Origin of the sequence: Bradyrhizobium sp. WSM1417 (genome assembly GCF_000515415.1) — a bacterium.
Classification (GTDB): domain Bacteria; phylum Pseudomonadota; class Alphaproteobacteria; order Rhizobiales; family Xanthobacteraceae; genus Bradyrhizobium.
Genome location: NZ_KI911783.1, coordinates 7049946 through 7065148 on the forward strand (window position 1 = coordinate 7049946; position 15203 = coordinate 7065148).

A 15203-nucleotide genomic window follows, 5' to 3' on the forward strand; every position below is an offset into this window, starting at 1 on the left:
CCCCGCTCGCGGGGAGAGGTCGGGATTCGCGCGCAGCGCGGATTCCGGGTGAGGGGGTACAGGTCATTCGATAATCTGATGGTGCGGAGAGAGGCCCCTCACCCCAACCCTCTCCCCGCAAGGGCGGGGCGAGGGGGCACACCATCAGCGAGGCACAGCGAGTGCGCTAGCCTCCCGCCCGCCCCGTCGCGATCGGCGGTCCCTTTTCCTGACCCCATTCCGACCACGAGCCGTCATAGAGCGCGGTGTCGGTGATGCCGAGGCGATAGAGCGCCAGCGTCAGCACGCCGGCAGAGACCCCGGAGCCGCAGCTCGTCACAATCGGCGCATCGAGCTTGACGCCGGCGTTCGCGAAAGCAGCGCGGAGATCATCGAGCGGCTTCATCGTGCCGGTCGCGGCGTCGAACAGGAGATTGTAGGGCACGTTGCGCGCGCCCGGGATATGGCCGGAGCGGATGCCCGCGCGCGGCTCCGGCGCCCGGCCCTCGAACCGGTCGGCGGCGCGCGCGTCGATCACCTGCTCGGCCTGGCTTTCGACGTTGGCGATCAATTGCTGCATGCTGCGCACGCGCTTTGAATCGTAGCTCGCCTTGAATGTCGCCGGCTTCGGCTTCGCCTCGCCGCTCTCGACCGGACGCCCCTCGGCGCGCCACTTCTTCAGGCCGCCATTGAGGATGCGCACATTGCCGTGGCCGAAAGCCAGGAACATCCACCACGCGCGGGGAGCAGCGACCCAGCCGCCGGCATCGTAGATCACGACGGTGTCGGCATTGGAGATGCCGAGATGACCGACGTCGCGGCCGAACTGCTCGGCGCTCGGATACATGTGCGGCAGCGGGTTGGAATGGTCCGAGACCGCGTCGACGTCGAAGAACACCGCGCCCGGCAGATGGGCGGCGAGGTAATCGTCCTTCGGCAGCGGCAGCACGCCCGGCAGCTTGAAGCTGGCGTCGAGCACCTTGACGTTGGCATCGTTGGTGTGGGCGGCGAGCCATTCGGTGGAGACGAGGGGATCGGTGGGGGTGGTCATTGGCTTTTCCTTGCAGTCATTACGGTGCGCGCGCAGCGCGAGAGAGGTTGATACGGCGCGCGGCAAATTCCGCTGTCATCGCCCGGCCAGTGCGCAATTGCGCACCAGGACCGGGCGATCCAGTACGCCGAGACGATTGTGCTTCAACCGAGAGCCCGCGGCGTACTGGATTCCCCGCTTTCGCGGGGAATGACGAGTGGAGAGAGCGAGGCCCTCACCCCTTCTTCTTCGGCTCCCACTGCTCGACCGGGCCGCCGGCATCGCGCCAGGCGGCATAGCCGCCAGCGATGTGGGCGACGGGCTTGAGGCCCATGTCCTGCGCGGTCTTGGCGGCGAGGGCGGAGCGCAAGCCGCCGGCGCAATGGAAGACGAACTTCTTTTCCTCCTGGAACACCGGCTTCGCATAAGGGCTCTGCGGATCGATCCAGAATTCGAGCATGCCGCGGGTGCAGGCGAACGCGCCGGGGATGCGGCCGTCGCGCTCGATCTCGCGGGGATCGCGGATATCGACGATGACGACGTCGCCGCTCTTGGAGATCTCGATGGCGTCCTTGGCGGTGAGCGTCTCGATCTCGGCATTGGCCTCGTCGATCAGCGCCTTGATGCCGCGGGTGATGGTCTGGGGCACGTGGTTCTCCCTCTTGTCGACTGTTGCGCGACGGTCCGCATCGACGGCACGTGCAATCAGTGCGTCAATTCCTTCATCGCACCCTCGAGCCCCTCGATCGTGATCGGGTACATGCGGTTGGCGAAGATGCGTTTGATGATGGTGGTGGATTCCGAATAGTCCCAGTGCTTCTGCTGCACAGGGTTGAGCCACACCGAATGCGGATAGGTGCGGATGATGCGATCGAGCCAGACCGAGCCGGGCTCCTCGTTGACGTGCTCGACCGAGCCGCCGGGTACCATGATCTCGTAGGGCGACATAGAGGCGTCGCCGACGAACACGATCTTGTAGTCGTGCGGGTATTTGTGCAGCACGTCCCAGGTCGGCGTGCGGTCGGTGAAGCGGCGCTTGTTCTGCTTCCACACGCCTTCATAGAGGCAGTTGTGGAAGTAGAAATACTCCATGTGCTTGAACTCGCTCTTCGCCGCCGAGAACAACTCCTCGACCTGCTCGATATGCGCGTCCATCGAGCCGCCGATGTCGAAGAACACCAGCAGCTTCACCGCGTTGCGCCGCTCGGGCCGCATGTGCACGTCGAGATAGCCGTGATTGGCGGTCTCGCGGATGGTGGTGTCGAGATCGAGCTCGTCGGGCGCGCCGGTGCGCGCGAATTTGCGCAGGCGGCGCAATGCCACCTTGATGTTGCGGATGCCGAGCTCGACATTGCCGTCGAGATCCTTGAACTCGCGCTTGTCCCACACCTTGACGGCGCGGTTGTTGCGGTTCTTGTCCTGCCCGATGCGGATGCCTTCGGGATTGTAGCCATGGGCGCCGAACGGCGAGGTGCCGGCGGTGCCGATCCACTTCGAGCCGCCCTGATGGCGCCCCTTCTGCTCCTCGAGGCGCTTCTTCAGCGTCTCCATGAGCTTGTCCCAGCCCATGGCCTCGATCTGCTTCTTCTCTTCGTCGGTCAGGTATTTCTCGGCCAGCTTCTTCAGCCACTCCTCGGGGATCTCGGCCCCCTCCATGGCGTCGAGCAGGCTTTCCAGCCCCTTGAAGACGGTGCCGAAGACGCGGTCGAACTTGTCGAGGTTGCGCTCGTCCTTCACCAGCGAGGTGCGCGAGAGATAGTAGAAATTCTCGACCGAGTAGTCCGCGAGGTCGGCGTCGAGCGCCTCCATCAGCGTGAGGTATTCGCGCAGCGTCACGGGGACCTGCGCGTCGCGCAGAGAAGTGAAGAATTGCAGGAACATGGGTGACAGATTGCCCGTCGGGGGGCGAACGTCAAGGGGCGGAGGCCACTGCTCTGCGCTGGACCGGGAGGCTTTTTGCTCTAGAATTGGCGGTCTCACGGGGTTGTTTTGGGGACGTTTGCAATGGGAATTCTCGCAGCGCTCATCATTGGCGCGATCGCAGGCTGGCTTGCCGGCAAGATTGTCCATGGGGCGGGATTTGGGCTGATCGGCAACATCGTCGTCGGCATCATCGGTGCGCTCGTGGCGAGCTGGGTTCTGCCTCAGCTGCATATCCAGCTCGCAACCGGCACGGTCGGGGCCATCGTGGATGCGACCATCGGCGCGGTGATTGTGCTCGTCATCCTTTCGCTGATAAAACGGGTCTGAAAGCCTGACTGAACCAGGAACGGCCGCCACGCGCGGCCGTTCCGTTTGTTGGACCAGGGTCATGAAACTGGCAATTCCTGGGACGACGACCAACAAGGACGCACGATGAAATTTACCGGCACCAAGGACTATGTTGCGACCGACGATCTGAAGGTCGCGGTCAACGCCTCGATCGTGCTGGAGCGCCCGCTGCTCATCAAGGGCGAGCCCGGCACCGGCAAGACGGTGCTGGCGGAGGAAGTGGCGAAGGCGCTGAACGCCCCGCTTCTGACCTGGCACATCAAGTCCACCACCAAGGCGCAGCAGGGCCTCTACGAATACGATGCGGTGTCGCGCCTGCGCGACAGCCAGCTCGGCGATGCGCGCGTGTCCGACATCAAGAACTACATCAAGCGCGGCAAGCTGTGGGATGCCTTCACCGCCGAGCAGCGCCCGGTGCTGCTGATCGACGAGATCGACAAGGCCGACATCGAATTCCCGAACGATCTTTTGCTCGAGCTTGACCGCATGGAATTCCATGTCTACGAGACCGGCGAGACGATCAAGGCCAAGCAGCGCCCGATCATGATGATTACCTCCAATAACGAGAAGGAGCTGCCGGACGCGTTCCTGCGCCGCTGCTTCTTCCACTACATCAAATTCCCCGACGCCGACACCATGACCCGGATCGTGGACGTCCACTTCCCCGGCATCAAAAAGCGGCTGGTCGAGGAAGCCTTGCGCATCTTCTTCGAGGTCCGCGAAGTGCCCGGCCTGAAGAAGAAGCCGTCGACCTCGGAGCTGCTCGACTGGCTCAAGCTGCTGCTCAACGAAGACATGAGCGTCGAGCAGTTGCGCGAGCGCGATCCGCGCAAGCTGATTCCGCCGCTGCACGGCGCGCTGCTCAAGAACGAGCAGGACATGCATCTGTTCGAGCGATTGGCGTTCCTGAGCAGAAGGGAAGTTTAGGCGCAAACTGTCTCGCAATAGCGATCCGCTGTTTGCTTCAGTCTCCGGTGTCATTCCCCGCGCAAGCGGGGAATCCAGTACGCCGCGGCCTCTCGGTTCAATCACAACCGCCTCTGGAATACTGGATCGCCCGCCTTCGCGGGCGATGACCGCGAGTGCGTGGTCAGACACGCCTACGCATCCTCGCGGCGCATTTCGCCCGAGCTATGCTCTCTCCATCGCGCCCGTAAACAAAGAGGGCGCAGGGAAGGCCGGGTGCCGGCTGGCACCCACGGTCCGCTGTGCGCATGTAGCGCAAAAGGACTGCACAGCGGCATACAGGTGTAGCCCAACACACGGCCTTCCCTGCGCAGTGGTCGGACGGCTTATGCCGTGCTCTCCCGGGAGCCGAACTTTCCTTCTGGCCTCCCTCGCCCCGCGAATTGACGATGCCGTCCGCCCGGTTGGGCTCGCGCACATCTCCGCAAAGGCTTGACCGTAGCAACGACGGCCAGGACCACACGGTTGCCGTACGCAGCTCATCCGGCTTCGCCAAGAGGCTTCGCCGGACTTCGGCGCCGCTCGTCCGCACGAAGCCTCGGGCTCACAGGGACTACCCGCCCTGCCCACGCCTCTCGCGCACGACGCTGCCGCGTCCACCGCAACCCGGCCCGCGTTTCGAACGACTCGCGAACCGCCCCTCTTCCGTAGGCCGGGCTGTTTCGACTTATGCCGCAATTCCGAATTTCGGTAAAGCGAAATATTTTTGCGGAAAGGGATTGACGGGGTGTTTCGCCTAGGCGGGCCGGGCTGCCGTTCGAACGCAGATAAATTTTCGTGAGAGGAGGATGGCTCCGTGTGCTCGAGAGGACGTCATCCACATGCGCCTGTAGCTGGTTCTACCTGGCAGGCGGGCCTTCGGCCCAGCTGAGGAAAATAGAAATCACTTCACGTAGTCGATGAGGAGGGCAATAGCCGACAAATTGCCGATCCTTGACCTCCCAGTAAAGGAAGTCCGCATGGTCGTCATTCTGCCCCTCTTGAACCTTCTCAAAGCTGCGACCAAGGAGATAAGTGTCGGTTAGGTCGACCTTGAAGGACCAACCAGGGTTATCGAGGGTGTCGATTTTTACGCCGTAGGTATGCTCCCAATCCTCATTGCATTGAGCCGCGTACCAGCGCTCCAGTCGTTCAAGCACGTTGCCTGCGTCCCGCATCGGATTTCTATCCGTTGGCTGATGAACTCGTAGGGTTAGTTAGGCGAAGGCGGCGCGAAGCGCAGTCCGCCAACGTAACCCGCCTTCCGCACCTCACGCCACTGCCGCGTCCGGTACCCGCGCGGCTTCCATCGGCTGCTTGCCGCGGATGAGGTCCGAGGCGCGGTCGGCGATCATCATGGTCGAGGCATTGAGGTTCGCCGAGATCATGCGCGGCATCACGGAGGCGTCGATGACGCGCAGACCTAGCAACCCGTGAACGCGGAGCTGGTCGTCGACCACCGCCCAGGTGGAATCCGCCGGGCCCATGCGGCAGGTGCAGCCGGGGTGGAAGGTGGTGGTGCCGCGTTCGGTGGCGGCGGCCAAGAACTCGTCGTCGGTGTTGATGTCAGGACCCGGGAAATCCTCGTAGGCGTAATAGGGCGACAGCGGCGCGCTCTTCAAAAGCCGGCGCGCGAGCTTCATGCCGCCGACGATGACGCGGCGGTCGAGCTCGGCGTCGAGATAATTGGTCTGGATGATCGGCGGCGCGAACGGATCAGACGAGCGGATCCGGACATAGCCGCGGCTCTCGGGGCGCTGCTGCCAGGAGGCCACCGTCATGCCGGGCTCGTCCTCGAGCTGGCCCTGCACGCCTTCCTTGTAGCTCGCCGGCGTGAAGGTGAGCTGGAGGTCGGAGCTTTCCGCGCTCTCGCCGGAGTGCCAGAAGCAATAGACCATGGTCGGCGACAGCGACAGCAGGCCTTTGCGCGCGGTGGCCCATTTCATTGCCTCGACCCAGAGACGCCAGCCGCGGCGAAGCTCGTTGATGGTCCTGATGTCCTTGACTCGCGCGACCGTGCGCGGCGCATAATGATCCTGCAAGCCTTCGCCGACCGGAAGTGCGTGACGCACGGCGATGCCGTGGGCGCTCAACAAATCTGGCGAGCCGATGCCGGAGAGCTGCAAGAGCTGCGGCGAATTATAGGTGCCGCCGGAGAGGATCACTTCCTTGTTGGCGCGCACTTCCACCGGCGTTCCGCCCGAGCCGCCTTTCATGTAGCGCACGCCGACGGCGCGCTTGCCCTCGAAGATGATCTCGGTGGCGTGCGCGTGGGTGTGGACATGCACGTTCGGACGCTTCATCGCGGGCTTGAGAAACGCGGTGGCGCCGGAGACGCGCAAGCCCCTATCGATGGTGCGCTGGCAATAGGAGACGCCTTCCTGGGTCTTGCCGTTGTAGTCGGGGTTGCGAGGGATGCCGAGCGAGACCGCGCCTTCCATGAAGGCTTCGCAAAGCGGATCGCGCCAGTTCATCGTGGTAACGGTGAGATTGCCGTCGCGGCCGCGATAAATGTCCTCGCCTTCGCCGACGCGCTTCTCCAGCCGCCGGAAGTAGGGCAGCACGTCGGCATAGCCCCAGCCGCGATTGCCCATCTGCGCCCAGGTGTCGAAATCCATGCGCTGGCCGCGATTGTAGATATGGCCATTGATCGAGGACGAGCCGCCGAGCGTCTTGCCGCGCGGCGCGTAGATGCTGCGCCCGCCGGTCCAGGGCCCGACCTCCTGCTGGTAGGCCCAGTTGATGCTCTTCATGTGGAAGGTCTTGATGAAACCGGCCGGCAGATGGATGTAGGGATGCCAGTCGCTCGGGCCCGCCTCGAGCACGCAGACGCTGGTCGCAGGGTCTTCGCTCAGCCGGCTGGTGAGCACGCAACCGGCGGAGCCCGCGCCGACGATCACATAATCAAATCTGTCCATGGTGCCTCGGCCGCCTCTAGCGCGGCTTGTCGTTGAGTTGATAATTCAAATGCGTTCGCACGGTCGGCCATTCGGCCGCGGTGATGCTGTAGACCACGGTGTCGCGCAGGGTGCCGTTCGGCGCGACCTGGTGGCTGCGCAGGATGCCGTCCTGCCTGGCGCCCAGGCGCTCGATGGCGCGGCGGCTCTGGTGATTGAAGAAATGCGTGCGGAATTCCACCGCGATGCAGTCCAGGGTCTCGAAGGCATGGGTGAGCAGCAGCAGCTTGCACTGCGTGTTGAGCGGGCCGCGCTGCGCGCTCTTGCCATACCAGGTCGAGCCGATCTCGACGCGGCGGTTGGCGGCATCGATGTTCATGTAGGTCGTCATGCCCACGATCTTGCCGCTGCCATCGAACACGGTGAAGGGGAGCATCGAGCCGGCGGCCTGAAGACCGAGCCGGCGGTCGATTTCCTTGCCCATGTTGTCCGGCGTCGGGATCGCGGTGTACCAGATGGTGGAGAGCTCGCCATCCTTCACGGCCTCGATCAGCCCCTTTCGGTGCTGATGCGACAGCGGCTCCAGACCGGCATGCTGTCCACGCAGGGTGATGGGATCGGGCCAGGGCATTTGAAACTCTCTCTTTGGTCATTGCGAGGAGCGAAGCGACGAAGCAATCCAGACTGTCACCGCGGACGCATTCCTGGATTGCTTCGCTTCGCTCGCAATGACGGTCACTAGCACCGTTTACTTGTTTAGGAAATTGAGCGGCAAACCGCCACGCGGCCAGTCCATGGCGATCAGTTCGCCCTTGCCTGAGAGCGTGATGTAGGCGGTCTTCAGCTCGGGGCCGCCGAAGGCGATGTTGGTGGTGACGCGGTCGCCGGTCGGGACCTGCTCGACCAGAGTGCCATCAGGCGCGATCACCGAAATGCAGCCGGTGACGAGGGTGGCGACGCAGACATTGCCGTTGGCTTCGACCGCCAGCGAGTCGAACATCTGGTAGCCGCCGAGGCCGCAGATCGGCTTTCCCCGCTCGCCGCGATAGATCACATCGCGGGGCTTGAGCGTGCCGGGCGCGGAGAGTTCGTAGGCCCAGAGCCGGCCGGTGGGCGTCTCCGCGATGTAGACGGTGGCCTCGTCCGGCGACAGGCCGATGCCGTTTGCCGGCAACACGCCATGGACGACCTCGACGATCTCTTTCATGCCGGGCTTGAGATAATACATGCCGCCGACGTCCATCTCGCGCGCGCGGCGCTTGCCGAGATCGGAGAACCAGAGGCCGCCCTGCTTGTCGAACACCAGATCGTTCGGCCCGCGCAGATCGTGCTCGCCGCATTTCGTCACGACGGTCTCGATCTTGCCCGTTTGGAGATCGACGCGCTGGATCGAGCCGCCGAGATAATCGTCGGGCTGCGGACCCGGCATGATCATGTTGCGGGTCGGGATCCAGGAGAAGCCGCCATTGTTGCAGATGTAAATCTTGCCGTCGGGGCCGAGGGCTGCGCCGTTCGGGCCGCCCGGAATCTTCGCGACGATCTCCTTGCGGCCGTCGGGATGAATTCGGGTCAGGCGCTGGCCGCGGATTTCCACCAGCACCACCGAGCCGTCCGGCATCACGACCGGCCCTTCGGGAAATTCGAGGTCGGTGGCGAGAACGCGGACCTTGGACATGTGGGACCCTCCCGGCTGCTTGTTATGACTTGTTGTTTTGACTTGCACGGGATGTCCGGCACGGGCCCCACACGCAAGATTGCCTGCGGTTATGGCAAAGTCACCGGGGCTTGCCAAGCAAGCGGGATGGTATGCCAGCGTTGCGCGCTAATCTCGCACGGGTATCCAAATCTCCAGGCCGCCATTGCCGGTGGCGGGATCGAATTTCTCGTCGTAGCGTTCGAAGTTCGGCGCATCGGCAGCCTTCAGGCCGGAGGCCGGCAGCCACTGATTCCAGATCGCGTTGACGGTGCGCCTGATCGAGGCGACGTGGTCGGCGTGGGTGAACACCGCATAGCGCTGCTCGGGGATTCGGATACGGCCGAAGCGGCGCGGCAGCTCGGAGAAATCGGAGACCTCGACGCCGGCGATGTAGTCGAAATTGCCGGCATCGTCGCCGTTGCAGCAGACGCCATAGGCGACGGATCCAACGCGCGCGGGAATGTCGGCGACCTCCTGGTGGAAGCGCTGCCACAGTCCGGGAATGACCGCGCCGTTGTCGCAGGAGATGCGCTCGTTGATGCCTGCGACGAGGAAGGCCTTTGTGGTTTCGAAGCGCGGGGCGGCGAGCTTGTCTGCGATGGTTGAGTCCATGAGGATCGGCTCCTGAAGCTTGAGATGACCGGTGCATTGCGCGGCACGGACCGCTTCGGGCGTGGTGCCGAACTGGTCGCGGAACGCGCGGGTGAATGCTTCGTGCGAGCCGTAATCCGCCTCCAGCGCCAGCGACAGGATGTCCGGTGCGCCGTTCGCAAGACTGCGCGCCGCTTCGGTCAGCCGCCGCGCGCGCACGTACCGCATCACCGGCAGGCCGGTGGCGGCCGCAAACGCGCGCACGATGTGGAACCGCGACACGCCCGATATCGCAGCGATCTCGTCGAGCGTCGTCGGCTCGGCCAGATGGCTCTCGACATACCAGAGCGCGCGCTGGGCTGGGTTCATGGCGTTTCTCGTTCGAAGAGCGACCATGATGCACGGAAGTCCTCAGACTTCGCTTGATCGGTGTTGCGGTCCCGCAAGAGGATAACGCCGGACCAGCCACTGGCAACGTCCGGGCGTTCATGGCTACACTCGGGACGTCCTTGAAACCGCTCACGAGAAAGCAGGAGGAACCGCGTCATGAAGATCACCGATGTGCGGGCGCACCATATCCGCATCCCCTATGACGCCGGTGTCGCGAGCTTCCGTCAGGGCGCCTCCGCCATCACGGCCCTCGATATGGTGGTGGTCGAGGTCAGCACCGACGCCGGGCTGACCGGCTGGGGCGATGCCTTCGCCTATGTCTGCCCCCGCACCACGCGCAGTGCCGTCGAGGAAATGATCGCACCGCAGGCCCGCGGACTCGAGGTTCCCGATGCCGCCGGTATTCCCGCGGTGATGGAGCAGATCCAGCGCAATCTGCATCTGTTCGGGCGTTACGGCGTCACCATGTTCGCAATCTCCGGGCTCGATATCGCGCTGTGGGACCTCGCCGCCAAGATCAAGAGCGTGCCGCTGCACCGCCTGCTCGGCGGCACCCGGCGCCCGGCCATTCCGGCCTATGCAAGCCTGTTGCGGATCGGCTCGCCCGACAACATCGCCGCCGAATGCAAGAAGGCGCTGGCGCTCGGCTACGGCGCCATCAAGCTGCACGAGACCACGGCGCCGGCGGTGTTTGCCGCGCGCGCGGCGATCGGGCCCGGCATTCCGCTGATGGTCGACATGAACTGCCCGCTGTCGGGCGAAGAGGCGATCGCGTTCGCCAGGGCATGCCGGGACGCGCAGCCGATGTTCCTGGAGGAGCCGGTCTGGCCGCCGGAGGATTTTGCGGCACTTGCCGAGGTCCGCAGCAAGGGCGGGCTCGGCGTCGCCGCCGGCGAGAACGCCTGCACGGAATATCAATTCCGCCAGATGATGGAGGCTGGCGCGGTCAGCCACGCCCAGCCGTCGGTGATCAAGGTCGGCGGCATCACGGAATTTCTGAAGGTTGCGGCGCTCGCAGATCGGCTCGGCGTCAAGATCGTTCCGCACTCCCCATATTTCGGCCCCGGGCTGCTGGCGACCTTGCATCTGCTGGCGGGGCGCGATGACGGGTTGGTCGAGATGTTTTACCTGAAGCGCGAAGCCTGCCTGTGGGGCGGCCGCGCCGACGTCGATGCCACCGGCCATGTCGCGGTGCCGACCGGACCTGGGCTTGGCTACGAGCCCGACCGCAGCGTGATGGAGCGATATCGCGTCGCCTGAGCGCGGCGCCTATTTCGCCGCATCCTTCGGCGGCGGCGCATCCTGTTTCTTCTTTAGATCCTCCGCGGTCTTCGCCTGCGCGGCCTGGAGATCGCCGAGCATCTTCTGCAAGCCGGCCACGGTCGTCTTCAACGCATCGATCTGGCGACCCGCGGCGTCCAGCTTCTGCTGGTGATCGAGGCTCAGCTTGGTGATCGTCTTCTGGAGGAAATCGACGTTGCTCTGGAGGCAGCTGGTGCGGCGCTCCATGGTCTTCTCGACGGTGCAGATCTCGATGCCGGGCACGTCCTGCGCGCGAACCGGCACAATCGCCAGCGTGGCGAGCAGTGACATCGCGAAACAGACGCCGGCGCTTCGAAGCAGCATGCAGGTTCCTCGTCAAATCAATCACGGCAATGTGCGCTTTTTGCACGCAGCCTGTCGAGGCTACCACACTCGCACCGCATTCTCGCGTTGAGCTTGCGCTGTTCCCTCGGACGGGGAGCGATGATCTGCACGCGGAGGAAATGGGCGCTCCTTCCGCGGCTTTGTTTAGGGGAGTTTTTGATGGCAACGCGCGACAGACGACTGGCGGAATTCGACGGCGCCGGAGAACCGCCGCCTGGCCTTGCAGTCGAAGTGCTGTGCGAGGACCACAGCGGGACTTATCAGCTGCCGTTCGCCTGCCGCTATGTCGAGGGACGCTGGCAGAACCACACGGCCGGCGTCGCAGTCGAGGCAACCGTCATCGGCTGGCGCGTCCCGCGCATGAAGCATTCGGGCGTGGCCTGAGCACCGATTTCTGTCTCAAAATGCAACGGGGTCGCGTCCCGGCTTAACCTTCGGAACGCGGCCCGAACGAATCGCGTCCGAATCAGCCGTAGGGCCCCGTACGCGCCTGTTCACGGCTAGATGTCGCAACTGGCCACCAGGCGCATACAATATCTGCGCACCGCTTGAGCAGGGCCAGCCAGCCATGGGCGTCAAAAGTTAACGGCTTCAATGACATGACCGCGGGTGCGGCGATTGGATGTTCGCTTCCAAAACAGGCAGATGGCACCCGGTCTGCCTAATATTCGACCTCGAGCTCCTCGATCTCAGCCGGCTCATTCTTTGCCGCCGCGATCCATTCCTTCATCTCCGGCATGGCCATGATGGTTTCGGCATAGGCCTGCAGCTGCGGCTCGAGCTTGACGTTATAGGTCACGAAGCGCGTCACCACCGGGGCGTACATCGCATCAGCCATGGTGCGGGTCTCGCCGAACAGGAAGGGCCCGCCCGATTTGTCCAAGCAGTCGCGCCAGATCGCCCAGACGCGATCGATGTCAGCCTGCGCGCGCGACCAGATCTTGAAGCCGGGAAAGTGCCCCTTCAGGTTGACCGGCAGCGAGGCGCGCAAGGTGGTGAAGCCTGAATGGATTTCGCCGCAGATCGAGCGGCAATGCGCGCGCTGGACACGATCCGCGGGCAACAGCCCGGCATTCGGCATCGCCTCGTTGAGATATTCGGCGATCGCTAGCGTATCCCAGACGACCGCGCCGTCGTGCCGCAGGCACGGCACCAGGATCGAGGATGACAACAGCAGGATTTCGGCGCGCGCCGACGCGTCGTCCGGCGCGGTGACGATCTCCTCGAAATCGAGCCCGGAAAATTTCGTCAGCAGCCAGCCACGCAGCGACCAGGACGAATAGTTCTTGCTGCTGATGGTCAGTGTCGCCTTCGCCATGTGGCCTTCCCTCACGCCTGTGACCCGCACCCTGCCCGGACTCTGCGGGAGTGCGCACCGCCTGTGCTTCCCGCGAAATGAGCAGCAAGCGACGTGCCAATCTTGAGAGCTGCCCATCCCGGGTTTGGCTTCGATATTGCATAACAGCACGGGGACAGGTGGGCGTTTCAGTATGATGTCGATGTATTATCAGGCCTTTCAGAACCATATGGACCTGACGGCGCCGTGGCGATCGGGGGCCTCCTCCGCGCTCAAATTCCTCAATCTGGTGCCTCAGGGCTTGTCGGATCAGGTCGTCGGCCGGCTGTCGGCCGCACTGGAGCTGATCTCCCGCTCCACCCTCACCTACCACCGCCCCGCCTACGGCATCGACAGCGTCATGGTCGGCAATCGCGAGGTCGCCGTGACCGAGGAGATCGCTTACGCGACTCCGTTCGGCTCGCTGCTGCGCTTCAAGAAGGAGGGCGTGGGCGAGCAGCCGCGCATGCTGCTGGTGGCGCCGATGTCCGGCCATTTCGCGACGCTGCTGCGCGGCACCGTGAAGACGCTGCTGCAGGATCACGACGTCTACATCACCGACTGGCACAATCCGCGCGACATTCCCCGCAGCGAGGGTCGTTTCGGGCTCGACGACTACACAGAGCATCTCATCGACTTCCTCGGCCAATTGGGCCCGCGTCCGCATATGGTCGCGATCTGCCAGCCCTCGGTTTCCGCGCTCGCGGCCGCCGCAATCATGTGCGAGGGCAACCATCCTTCGCGGCCGGCGACGTTGACGCTGATGGCCGGCCCGATCGACACGCGCATCCTGCCGACCAGGGTCAACGAATTCGCCAAGAGCAGGCCGATCGACTGGTTCGAGCAGAACCTGATCAACTACGTGCCGATGCAGTGCCGCGGTGCCTTGCGGAAAGTCTATCCCGGCTTCGTGCAGCTCACCGCCTTCGTCTCGATGAATCTCGAGCGCCACATCAAGCAGCATATCGATCTCGCCGATCACATCGCCAAGGGCGAGAAGGAGAAGGCGGCCAGCATCAAGACCTTCTACGACGAATATTTCGCCGTGATGGACCTGCCCGCGGAATTCTACATCGAGACCGTGCGCGACGTGTTCCAGGAGCATCTTCTGCCCCAAGGCAAGCTGATGCATCGGGGACGTCCGGTGGACACCAAGGCCGTCAGCCGCATGGGGCTGATGACGGTCGAGGGCGAGAAGGACGACATCTGCTCGATCGGCCAAACGCTGGCCGCGCAAGACCTCTGCACCGGCGTGCGCGCCTATCGCCGCGTCCACCACATGCAGGCCGGCGTCGGCCATTACGGCGTTTTCTCGGGCAAGCGCTGGAACAACGAGATCTACCCGCTGCTGCGGGATTTCGTGCACGTGAACTCCTGAAGCCGCGCCAAGTTTCTTCAGCAGGATCGGACAAGGCAGCGCGGCTTTGGGAAAGACGCCGGCGCTGCACCAGCCCTAACTCACGGACATGCCGCTCGCGCCGGAGGCCAAGCCATGTCCGAATTGCCACCCCCTGCCGCCACGCCGGCCGCGATCGTCGACGCGCTCAAAACGGTCGCAGGCAATCCGCCGAAGGTGCGCGCGAGCTTCGCCAAGGGTCGATGTGTGCGCGGGACCTATGCCCCGTCCGACCGCGCGGAAGAGATTACGCGATCGCTGAGCTTCACAAGACCGTCGCGCGTGCTGGCGCGCTTCTCCGTCGGCGGCGGCAATCCCGGGGTGACCGACACCGACAACCTCGTGCTGCGCGGCTTCAGCTTCAGGCTTGGCGACGACGCCCATCGCTCGGACATCCTGACGGAAACCGCTCCGGTGCATTTTGCACGGACGCTCGACCAGATGCTCGCCTTCCTGGAGGCGCGCATTCCGGGCGCAGACGGCAAGCCTGACATCGAGAAGGTCCGGGCCTTTTCCGCGGACAATCCTGAAACACTGAACCAGGCGAACTACCTCGCGGCACGCCGGCTGCCCGGCAGCTTTGCCGGCACGACCTATTGGGGCGTGCACGCCTTTCCCGCGACGAACGCGAAGGACGAGACCCGCTTCATCAAGTTCAAGGTCGCGCCTGTCGGCGGCGACGTCACCTTGAGCGAGGACGAAGCCAGGACGAAATCGGCCGATTTCCTGCATGACGATCTCGCGCGGGGAATCGCAGCCGGCGATGTCCGCTTCAACGTGATGGCCTTGCTCGACCGTCCCGGCGATCCCACCATGGACGTGACCCTGCGATGGCCGGACGAGGACAACCGTGAGCAGGTGCGGCTGGGGACGATCGTCATCACCAGCCTCGAGGCCAACGAGGCCTGCGACGGCTCCATCTTCAACCCGGTCAATCTTGCCGACGGCATCGGCCATCCGCCGGACGAGATCTTTGCGGCGCGCCGCACGGCCTACACGATCTCGCTGGCGAAGCGTCAGTAAGT

Annotated in this window: 16 protein-coding genes; 6 read left to right on the forward strand and 10 right to left on the reverse strand. The window is 64.1% G+C overall.

Annotated features, from left to right (window positions below; genetic code table 11):
* Positions 1-166 precede the first annotated feature (166 nt).
* The 3 genes from sseA to BRA1417_RS0134550 all read right to left on the reverse strand — a co-directional run bounded on the left by sseA (position 167) and on the right by BRA1417_RS0134550 (position 2890).
* Positions 167-1030, reverse strand: a complete 864-nt coding sequence (gene sseA / locus BRA1417_RS0134540) for a 3-mercaptopyruvate sulfurtransferase (protein WP_027519715.1) — start codon at positions 1028-1030, stop codon at positions 167-169.
* A 214-nt stretch (positions 1031-1244) separates the two neighbouring features.
* Positions 1245-1658, reverse strand: coding sequence for a rhodanese-like domain-containing protein (locus BRA1417_RS0134545; RefSeq protein WP_027519716.1), 414 nt, complete (start codon positions 1656-1658; stop codon positions 1245-1247).
* A gap of 56 nt (positions 1659-1714) precedes the next feature.
* Positions 1715-2890 carry a VWA domain-containing protein gene (locus BRA1417_RS0134550; RefSeq protein WP_018454121.1) on the reverse strand — a complete coding sequence of 392 codons (1176 nt, stop codon included), beginning with the start codon at positions 2888-2890 and terminating at the stop codon, positions 1715-1717.
* A gap of 123 nt (positions 2891-3013) precedes the next feature.
* Here BRA1417_RS0134550 and BRA1417_RS0134555 point away from each other — a divergent pair, with 123 nt between their 5' ends.
* A complete protein-coding gene (locus BRA1417_RS0134555; protein ID WP_027519717.1) occupies positions 3014-3259 on the forward strand; it encodes a GlsB/YeaQ/YmgE family stress response membrane protein in 246 nt (81 codons plus the stop codon).
* A 105-nt stretch (positions 3260-3364) separates the two neighbouring features.
* Positions 3365-4207, forward strand: coding sequence for a MoxR family ATPase (locus BRA1417_RS0134560; protein ID WP_027519718.1), 843 nt, complete (start codon positions 3365-3367; stop codon positions 4205-4207).
* An 878-nt stretch (positions 4208-5085) separates the two neighbouring features.
* Here the strand turns inward: BRA1417_RS0134560 and BRA1417_RS0134565 are convergent.
* The 5 genes from BRA1417_RS0134565 to BRA1417_RS0134585 all read right to left on the reverse strand — a co-directional run bounded on the left by BRA1417_RS0134565 (position 5086) and on the right by BRA1417_RS0134585 (position 9778).
* On the reverse strand, positions 5086-5403 hold the full coding sequence (locus tag BRA1417_RS0134565; RefSeq protein WP_027519719.1) for an immunity 53 family protein: 318 nt from the start codon (positions 5401-5403) through the stop codon (positions 5086-5088).
* 93 nt (positions 5404-5496) lie between these two features.
* The gene (locus tag BRA1417_RS0134570) at positions 5497-7143 is read right to left on the reverse strand and encodes a GMC family oxidoreductase (RefSeq protein ID WP_027519720.1); all 1647 of its coding nucleotides are present in this window, start codon (positions 7141-7143) and stop codon (positions 5497-5499) included.
* Positions 7144-7159: 16 nt separating this feature from the next.
* Positions 7160-7753, reverse strand: a complete 594-nt coding sequence (locus BRA1417_RS0134575; RefSeq protein WP_027519721.1) for a GNAT family N-acetyltransferase — start codon at positions 7751-7753, stop codon at positions 7160-7162.
* Between the two features lie 117 nt (positions 7754-7870).
* Positions 7871-8797, reverse strand: coding sequence for an SMP-30/gluconolactonase/LRE family protein (locus tag BRA1417_RS0134580; protein WP_027519722.1), 927 nt, complete (start codon positions 8795-8797; stop codon positions 7871-7873).
* 147 nt (positions 8798-8944) lie between these two features.
* Positions 8945-9778 carry an AraC family transcriptional regulator gene (locus BRA1417_RS0134585; RefSeq protein WP_027519723.1) on the reverse strand — a complete coding sequence of 278 codons (834 nt, stop codon included), beginning with the start codon at positions 9776-9778 and terminating at the stop codon, positions 8945-8947.
* Positions 9779-9955: 177 nt separating this feature from the next.
* On the opposite strand from BRA1417_RS0134585, the gene BRA1417_RS0134590 reads away from it, so the two are divergent.
* On the forward strand, positions 9956-11059 hold the full coding sequence (locus BRA1417_RS0134590) for a mandelate racemase/muconate lactonizing enzyme family protein (protein WP_027519724.1): 1104 nt from the start codon (positions 9956-9958) through the stop codon (positions 11057-11059).
* A gap of 9 nt (positions 11060-11068) precedes the next feature.
* Here BRA1417_RS0134590 and BRA1417_RS0134595 read toward each other — a convergent pair whose 3' ends face one another.
* On the reverse strand, positions 11069-11425 hold the full coding sequence (locus tag BRA1417_RS0134595) for a hypothetical protein (protein ID WP_027519725.1): 357 nt from the start codon (positions 11423-11425) through the stop codon (positions 11069-11071).
* Positions 11426-11605: 180 nt separating this feature from the next.
* On the opposite strand from BRA1417_RS0134595, the gene BRA1417_RS0134600 reads away from it, so the two are divergent.
* Positions 11606-11830 carry a hypothetical protein gene (locus BRA1417_RS0134600; RefSeq protein ID WP_007595594.1) on the forward strand — a complete coding sequence of 75 codons (225 nt, stop codon included), beginning with the start codon at positions 11606-11608 and terminating at the stop codon, positions 11828-11830.
* Positions 11831-12107: 277 nt separating this feature from the next.
* Here BRA1417_RS0134600 and BRA1417_RS0134605 read toward each other — a convergent pair whose 3' ends face one another.
* Positions 12108-12764 (reverse strand): glutathione S-transferase family protein, encoded by a 657-nt coding sequence (locus BRA1417_RS0134605; protein WP_027519726.1) that lies wholly within the window; start codon positions 12762-12764, stop codon positions 12108-12110.
* A 172-nt stretch (positions 12765-12936) separates the two neighbouring features.
* Between BRA1417_RS0134605 and BRA1417_RS0134610 the strand changes: the two genes are divergently transcribed.
* Together BRA1417_RS0134610 and BRA1417_RS0134615 are read left to right on the forward strand one after the other, a co-directional pair.
* The gene (locus BRA1417_RS0134610; RefSeq protein WP_027519727.1) at positions 12937-14160 is read left to right on the forward strand and encodes a polyhydroxyalkanoate depolymerase; all 1224 of its coding nucleotides are present in this window, start codon (positions 12937-12939) and stop codon (positions 14158-14160) included.
* A 114-nt stretch (positions 14161-14274) separates the two neighbouring features.
* Positions 14275-15201 (forward strand): catalase family peroxidase, encoded by a 927-nt coding sequence (locus BRA1417_RS0134615; protein WP_027519728.1) that lies wholly within the window; start codon positions 14275-14277, stop codon positions 15199-15201.
* Positions 15202-15203 lie beyond the last annotated feature (2 nt).